The organism is Rhodococcus koreensis (assembly GCF_017068375.1).
Taxonomy (GTDB): domain Bacteria; phylum Actinomycetota; class Actinomycetes; order Mycobacteriales; family Mycobacteriaceae; genus Rhodococcus_F; species Rhodococcus_F koreensis.
This window is the reverse complement of the sequence record NZ_CP070609.1, coordinates 4,020,762-4,027,387: the sequence shown is the minus strand read 5'-3', so window position 1 is coordinate 4,027,387 and position 6,626 is coordinate 4,020,762. Positions and strand designations below refer to the sequence as shown.

The window sequence follows — 6,626 nt, the reverse complement described above, 5'->3', positions numbered from 1 at the left end:
TTTGACTAGGGAAGAGTCGCATAACCTACCGCGATGGTCAAATTTTCGGACAAAACAGACCGGGGGGATCGTTTCCCGTTCGCGTGTCCCGGCAACCCTCGTCATTGACCGGAACTGGGACGCCGCAACCACTACCCTCGGGCGCATGGCTATCGGGGTGAAGGTCCGAAGGTTCTCCAAGATCGCACCGCTACTGCTCGCCGGTGCACTCGCGGCCGCGGTGCCGGGGCATGCCGCAGCCGAACCCGTCCGAGGTCCGGACGTGGCGTCGTGGCAACACCCGGGCGGGTCGCCGATCGACTGGTTCTCCGTCCGCAACGCAGGCCACGACTTCGCGATGGTCAAGGCCACCGAGAGCCTCAACTACGTCAATCCGTACTTCGTCCAGGACTGCCTCGCCATGCGCGTCGCCGGGGTCGCCCGCGGCGCCTACCACTACGCGGACCCCACCCAGTCTCCCGAAGCGCAGGCCGCCTTCTACTCGACGGTGGTCCTGGGTATCAACGGTCCGGGTGACATGCCCCCGGTCCTCGACCTCGAGCACTCCGCCGGGCTGCCGCCCGCCGCGCTGATCGACTGGACGCACCGCTACCTCAACACGGTCCAATCGCTCACCGGCCGTCAGCCGATCATCTACACGTACCCGACCTTCTGGCGGACGGCGATGGCGAACACCAACGAGTTCGCCGGATACCCCCTGTGGATCGCCGACTACAACGGTCAGAACACGCCCGGCCCCCTCCCCGGCGGCTGGAGCAACTGGACGTTCTGGCAGTACACCAGCACCGGTCGCATCCCCGGCGTCAACGGCGACGTCGACCTCAACGTCTACAGCGGGGCGCAGGGCGACTTCGCGCGGTACTCCAACAGCGCGTCCCCCTTCGGTAGCTGACGGGCGCGATCAGCGGCAGGCCGGATTTCCGGGGAACGGGGTAACGCCCGCGCGGCAGCCGACGTCGGTCACGGCGGTCAGCCGCTCGACCGGTTCGCGGATCTCGAGCGCCGGCAGGAGGCCGTCGTTCAGGAGGGCGTTCTTCGTCGCGGGTGCCGTGGCGCGCGCATCCAGCGTTCCGCGTGCTCGCGCGAAGTTGACGAGTTCGTCGTACACCATCGACAACGCAGCCTCGGTCGTCTGGTCTTCCGGGTTCAGGCCGGCGAAGTCCACACCCGTCTCGTATTCGTGGCGGACCGCGTGCGGACCCTGGTCGCAGGTAGGCTGATTCAGGTCGATGCGGAAGTCCTGCCCGGCAGGGCCCGGCGGGGTGATCGTGCCGGCGTCGGTGCACACGTGGTGCGAGATGCGGTCACCGAGAGCGTGAAGGTAGATGCCGGTCCGGGCGTTCCAGGAATTCTCGCCGATCCACGAGTCGAACTGTGACGACAGGACGTTATCGGTGATGACCTGCTGCCCGGTCATGTTGGTGAACGGGATGGCGGCCGGCGTCTCGAGGCTGTACGTGCCGTTGATCGGGACCGGGTTCGCGTCTCCGTAACACGTTGCGCCCGTACCGTAATCGCCGCTGGCCGACGGGTTCGTGAAACCTCCCGTGCACAACGGCGCGTTGCTTCCCGGACCGGCCATGGCCCACGTCCGCAGGTGCGTGAGCATGATCTCGTGCCGCGGATCGTCGACGTTCGGTTGTAACCCGTTGGGCAGCGGATCCGCCGGCCCGCGCAACGTGGGCAGGAAGTGGAAGAGGAACCCGCCGGTGTCGAAGTGCGTGCGCACCAGGCCGCTGATGTCCTTGGTGGTCAGCGCGTCGGCGCCGGGGGCAGGCCGGCCGAAGATGTCGCGTGGGACGAACGTGCCGAGGTCGGTCGCCTCGTCGTACGCCGCGATCCAGTACGCATCTTGTTCGGAGAAGCCGACAGTGCGGGCGATGATGTACGTCGAGTCCGAGTGCACGAGACTCCGTCCGCCGAGCGGGCGGCGCAACGTGAACCCGTAGCGGAGGAACGCCTCGGCGCCGCAGATCGGCGAGTTGGGATCGTCGAGTAGACATTCGGGGGGCAGTGGCGCGCAATTGTGCGGCGGGGCACCGTCCTCGGTGTAGCAAATATCCTCGGCAAATCCGTACACCGGTGGCGGTGACACGACGAAAGCGGCCGCGGTGAGCGTCATTGCCACGAGGGTTCCACCGGCTCTTCGAGCGAATCTTCTCATCGAGGTGCACCTTTCGGTGAGGACGAGTATTCCCACATTAACACCGGGGAATACGCGCGCGGACCGGATTCGACGCGGGGTCGAAATCATCACCACCCGTGAAAGTTTCAGGACCCGATTCCACGTTCCGCCCACACCAGCCATTTGTCGTTCACTGCACTCGTCAGGTCGATGTCGTGAAAGCGGGCGAGCAGCAAGGTCTGGCAGAACACGTCGGCGACTTCGCGCCGGAAAGCCTCGTCCAGTTCTTCCGGTGATCGTCCTTTCTCCCGTGCCTGGCCTGTCATCATCAGAAAGGCCTGGGTCAGCTCGCCGACCTCTTCCTGCAACTTCAGAAGGAACCACGTTGCATCACGCTCGATGCCGAACCTCGCGGCATACACCTGTGAGACGTGCTCGACTTCGTCGGAGAGTTGGGTCAGATCCACGTTCTCAGTGGATCAAGTGTTCGAGTTCGCGTCGAGAGTTCCGCTTGCCGTGATCGATACCGTCGCTCGGACGGCTCGGTCCAGCGCGCGTCAGTGGTGGCCGTTCCGGCCGAGGGTCTCGACGGGGGTCGCGCCGGGGCGGGTCCACTGCGGTACGGGACGGCTGGTCGGGCCCCAGGTGGCGTTCCCGTCCGCGTCCGAACGCCAGGACCAGCACGCGTTCCTGCCCTCGGGCCAGCCCTCGGGGTTGTCTTCCCACGCCTCGCCGCGGCCGTAGGGCGTCATGTCGAGCAGGCCGAGGGAGCTGTTGATCCGCTCGTTGCCGCGGCCCGTCGTGGAGTAGGTGAGGAACACGCGGTCGCCGTCCCGCAGGTAGGACGTGAGGGAACCCATGCTGTCGCCGACCGGCGCGTCCAGGTCGCGCACCGAATACCACGGTTCGGTGTAGCCCATGAACTCGACGTAGGGGGCCACCTCGTCCCACCGGCCCGTGGTCAGGACGGCGTACGAGACGCCGCGGGCGTTGAGGTACGCGGCGTCCTTCACGTGCCACGCCGTGGTGGTGCAGCCTTCGCACTGCCCCTGGTGGGGCGCGCCGTCGTGCCACATGTGCTTGTAGACGACGAGTTCGTCGCGGCCCTGGAACAGGTCCAGGAACGGTACCGGGCCGCCCGGTCCGACGACCTCGACGGTCCCGTCGAACTCCACCATCGGCAGCCGGCGCCGGGCCGCGGCGAGGGCGTCGCCCTCACGGGTGTAGGCCTTCTCGCGGACCATGAGTTCGTCGCGGGCGGCCTGCCAGGTGGCTCGGTCGACGACGGGCGGACGTCCGGGCAGCGCGGCGGTCGGGTCGTTCGGCGTGGTCGTCATGGTGTCCTCCGTGGTGTCTCGTGCCGGGCAGAGTCGTGCGGCGTCCCAAGCCGGTCACGAGTACGGACTCGCGATCCGGCCGAAACTCATCGCGACGCTGACGAACATCGTCAAATGTACTGACGGTCTACCTGATTCGACTTCCGAACGCGAGTATGCGCGTCTCGAATATTCGGGCGGACCTTGCCCGCGTCGAATCGACGGGGGTTTACTGCGCAAAGGGGTTTGACGGTCCGAATCGGACGAGGGGAGGAATGAGTGCAACTCTCTTCCACTTTCAATATATAGCGCACCCCGGGGCTTGCGGCAAGGCCCGGGTGGTGTCGCAGAATTACCGGCCTGACCCGGAACCTGCCGAAATGGGAGTCGTGAGTGCGCGCCGAAAATCTGAATCCACAACACCCACGACAGATCGGAGTTGTTGACGTGAGACCCCTTACTGCCGGCGCTTTCGACCTTCCCGACCACCTCGCGCCCAAGGCCGACCCGGCGCTGATCGCCGGCGACGAGCGGCACTTCGCGGCGATCGAGGAGAGCCTCGAGCAGTCCATCGCCGATCTGTCCCGCCGTATCGATTCCGAGCGCAAGGCGCCCCGACGCCTCGGTCAGGAGGCGATGGAGCGGGACATGATGGTTCACGACCTGAGCGCTCAGCTGCGCGCCCTGCGCCGATTCGGCCTGGACCTGTGCCTCGGGCACATCGTCGGTGCCGACGACTCCGAGCCCGTGTACATCGGACGCCTCGGCCTCATGGACAGCGCGGGCAATCAGCTGCTGGTCGACTGGCGGTCCCCAGCGGCCGAGCCGTTTTTCGGCGCGACCCACGCCAACCCGATGGGCCTGGCCAGCCGACGCAGATACCGCTGGGCCCGCGGCCGGATCAGCGACTACTGGGACGAGGTCTTCACTCCGGACGGGTTCGACGGGAACGCCGCGCTCGACGACCAGTCCGCGTTCATCGCCAGCCTGGGCAGCAACCGGTCGGCCCGGATGCGTGACGTGCTCGGTACCATCGCGGCCGATCAGGACGCGATCATCCGCGCGGGATCCGGCGGCGCCCTCGTCGTCGACGGCGGTCCGGGTACGGGCAAGACCGTCGTTGCGCTGCACCGCGCCGCGTACCTGCTGTATTCCGATCCCCGGCTCCGTCACGGCGTGCTGTTCGTCGGCCCGCACGAGCCCTACCTGGCGTATGTCGCCGACGTGCTGCCCAGTCTCGGAGAGGAGGGCGTGCAGCTCTGCACGCTGCGGGACCTCGTCACCGAGGGTGCCACCGCCCGGGTCGAGCAGGATCCGGAGGTGGCGCGGCTGAAGTCGTCGGCAGATCTGGTGAAGGCGATCGACGCGGCCGTGAAGTTCTACGAGGAGCCGCCTGCCAAGGGCATGACGGTCGCGACCGACTGGTCCGACATCTGGCTGAGCGCCGAAGATTGGGCCGAGGCGTTCGAAGCGCCGGAGCCCGGTACCCCGCACAACGAAGCGCGCGAACAGATCTGGGAGCTGCTGCTCACGATCCTGGTGGACAAGTACGACGGCGACGCTCCCGCGGCCCAGGTTCGGAAGTCGTTGCTGCAGAACGACGAACTGCGCGCAACCCTCGACAACGCGTGGACGATGATCGAGGCCGCCGATCTCGTCGGCGACCTGTGGTCGGTGCCCGCCTACCTGCGCAAGTGTGCGCCCTGGCTCAGCCCCGGCGAGGTTCGGGCACTGCAGCGCGCGGACGCCCAGAATTGGACGGTGTCCGATCTGCCGCTCCTCGACGCGGCACGGCAGCGGCTCGGGGACCCGGAGGCGTCGCTCCGGCAGCGCCGGTACAACGCCACCGTCGCCGCCGAACGCGCCCGGATGAGCACCGTCGTCGACGACCTGATCGCGGCCGATGACTCCGAGTTGCTCGTGATGTCGATGCTGCGCGGCCAGGACCTGCAGCAGTCCCTGGTCGACGAGACCGCTCTGCCCAGCGCCGACCCCGATCTGCTGGCGGGACCGTTCGCGCACGTCGTGGTGGACGAGGCCCAGGAACTCACGGACGCGGAGTGGCAGATGTTGCTGCTGCGCTGCCCGTCCCGCAGCTTCACCATCGTCGGCGACCGGGCCCAGGCCCGGCACGGGTTCACGGAGTCCTGGCGGGAACGTCTCGAGCGGATCGGGTTGGACCGGATCGACCTGGCCGCGCTGAGCATCAACTACCGGACGCCGGAAGAGGTGATGGCGGAAGCCGAACCGGTGATCCGGGCCGCGCTCCCGGACGCCAATGTGCCGACCTCCATCCGCAGCAGCGGCATTCCTGTCGTCCGCGGCCCGGTTTCGGATCTGCGCTCGATCCTGGACACCTGGCTGGCGTCGAACTCTGACGGGATCGCCTGCGTCATAGGCGATCCGACGTTCCAGGCAACCTCGCGCATCCGGTCGCTGTCGCCGCAGCTGTCGAAGGGGCTCGAGTTCGACCTCGTCGTGCTCGTCGACCCGGAGTCGTTCGGCGAGGGCATCGAGGGTGCCGTCGACCGCTACGTCGCCATGACCCGGGCCACCCAGCGACTCGTCATCCTCACGAGCTCCTGACGTCGCCGCGGTGGTTTCGTTTAGAGAAGCGAACCACCAGTGACAATCCCGAGGCCGCCGACAAGGATGAGAACCAACCGGTCGTGTTCGAAGGCGGGCAATTCTGGGAAGTGGGAGTGGAGAAATGGCTGACTACAACAGCGTTGTTTCGTTGTCCCGTGAGGAATTCGAGCAGTCGGGGCCGAGCCAGGCGGAACTCGACGACGAAACCAAGTCGACGAAATCCGATGCAGTCGACATAGCGAAGATGGAGCGGCTCCTGGACTTGCGGCCGGGCATGCTCGCCGGTGACGAGTACTACCTCGAAAGACTGTCCTGTCAAAGTTGCGGACGGCTGCTGACCATGTACGACTTCGTCTTCACCGGCCTGGTGGACGCGAGCCACTCGAAGTCGCTCATCGTGCATACGTTCGTCGGAAACAAATTGGTGGTGAACGAGCCGCGGCGCATCAGGTGTTCGGCGTGTGGTGAAATCGCTCGGCACAGTCCTTGGTACCGGATGCCACAAAGTTACGGGTGTAGACCGGCCCATTTCGAATAGGACCCGCGCGAGTTCGCGTCGACGCGAATTATTCGTGAGGCGAGGTAGCGCGCGCGGT

At 66.5% G+C, this 6,626-nt stretch carries 6 protein-coding genes; 3 read left to right on the top strand and 3 right to left on the bottom strand.

Features of this window, described 5'->3' with window-relative positions:
- The first annotated feature begins 145 nt into the window (after positions 1-145).
- The gene (locus JWS14_RS18495; RefSeq protein WP_206014022.1) at positions 146-892 is read left to right on the top strand and encodes a glycoside hydrolase family 25 protein; all 747 of its coding nucleotides are present in this window, start codon (positions 146-148) and stop codon (positions 890-892) included.
- Positions 893-901: 9 nt separating this feature from the next.
- On the opposite strand, the gene JWS14_RS18490 is transcribed toward JWS14_RS18495, so the two are convergent.
- The 3 genes from JWS14_RS18490 to JWS14_RS18480 all read right to left on the bottom strand — a co-directional run bounded on the left by JWS14_RS18490 (position 902) and on the right by JWS14_RS18480 (position 3,462).
- Complete coding sequence (locus JWS14_RS18490) at positions 902-2,164, bottom strand: hypothetical protein (protein WP_206014021.1); 1,263 nt, start codon at positions 2,162-2,164, stop codon at positions 902-904.
- Positions 2,165-2,271: 107 nt separating this feature from the next.
- Positions 2,272-2,592 carry a nucleoside triphosphate pyrophosphohydrolase family protein gene (locus tag JWS14_RS18485; protein ID WP_206014020.1) on the bottom strand — a complete coding sequence of 107 codons (321 nt, stop codon included), beginning with the start codon at positions 2,590-2,592 and terminating at the stop codon, positions 2,272-2,274.
- 90 nt (positions 2,593-2,682) lie between these two features.
- Positions 2,683-3,462, bottom strand: a complete 780-nt coding sequence (locus JWS14_RS18480) for a DUF899 family protein (protein ID WP_072945055.1) — start codon at positions 3,460-3,462, stop codon at positions 2,683-2,685.
- A gap of 426 nt (positions 3,463-3,888) precedes the next feature.
- On the opposite strand from JWS14_RS18480, the gene helR reads away from it, so the two are divergent.
- Entirely contained in the window at positions 3,889-6,027 is a 2,139-nt protein-coding gene (helR, locus tag JWS14_RS18475) for an RNA polymerase recycling motor ATPase HelR (RefSeq protein WP_206014019.1), read from the top strand.
- A gap of 124 nt (positions 6,028-6,151) precedes the next feature.
- Positions 6,152-6,568: a hypothetical protein gene (locus JWS14_RS18470; protein ID WP_072945059.1), complete on the top strand. Its 417-nt coding sequence runs from the start codon at positions 6,152-6,154 to the stop codon at positions 6,566-6,568.
- The last annotated feature ends 58 nt before the right edge of the window (positions 6,569-6,626 follow it).

Bases quoted from the DNA above. Each gene is read 5' to 3' on its own strand.
- JWS14_RS18495 (WP_206014022.1), top strand. From the start codon at position 146: ATGGCTATCGGGGTGAAGGTCCGAAGGTTCTCCAAGATCGCACCGCTA.
- JWS14_RS18490 (WP_206014021.1), bottom strand. From the start codon at position 2,164: ATGAGAAGATTCGCTCGAAGAGCCGGTGGAACCCTCGTGGCAATGACG.
- JWS14_RS18480 (WP_072945055.1), bottom strand. From the start codon at position 3,462: ATGACGACCACGCCGAACGACCCGACCGCCGCGCTGCCCGGACGTCCG.
- JWS14_RS18470 (WP_072945059.1), top strand. From the start codon at position 6,152: ATGGCTGACTACAACAGCGTTGTTTCGTTGTCCCGTGAGGAATTCGAG.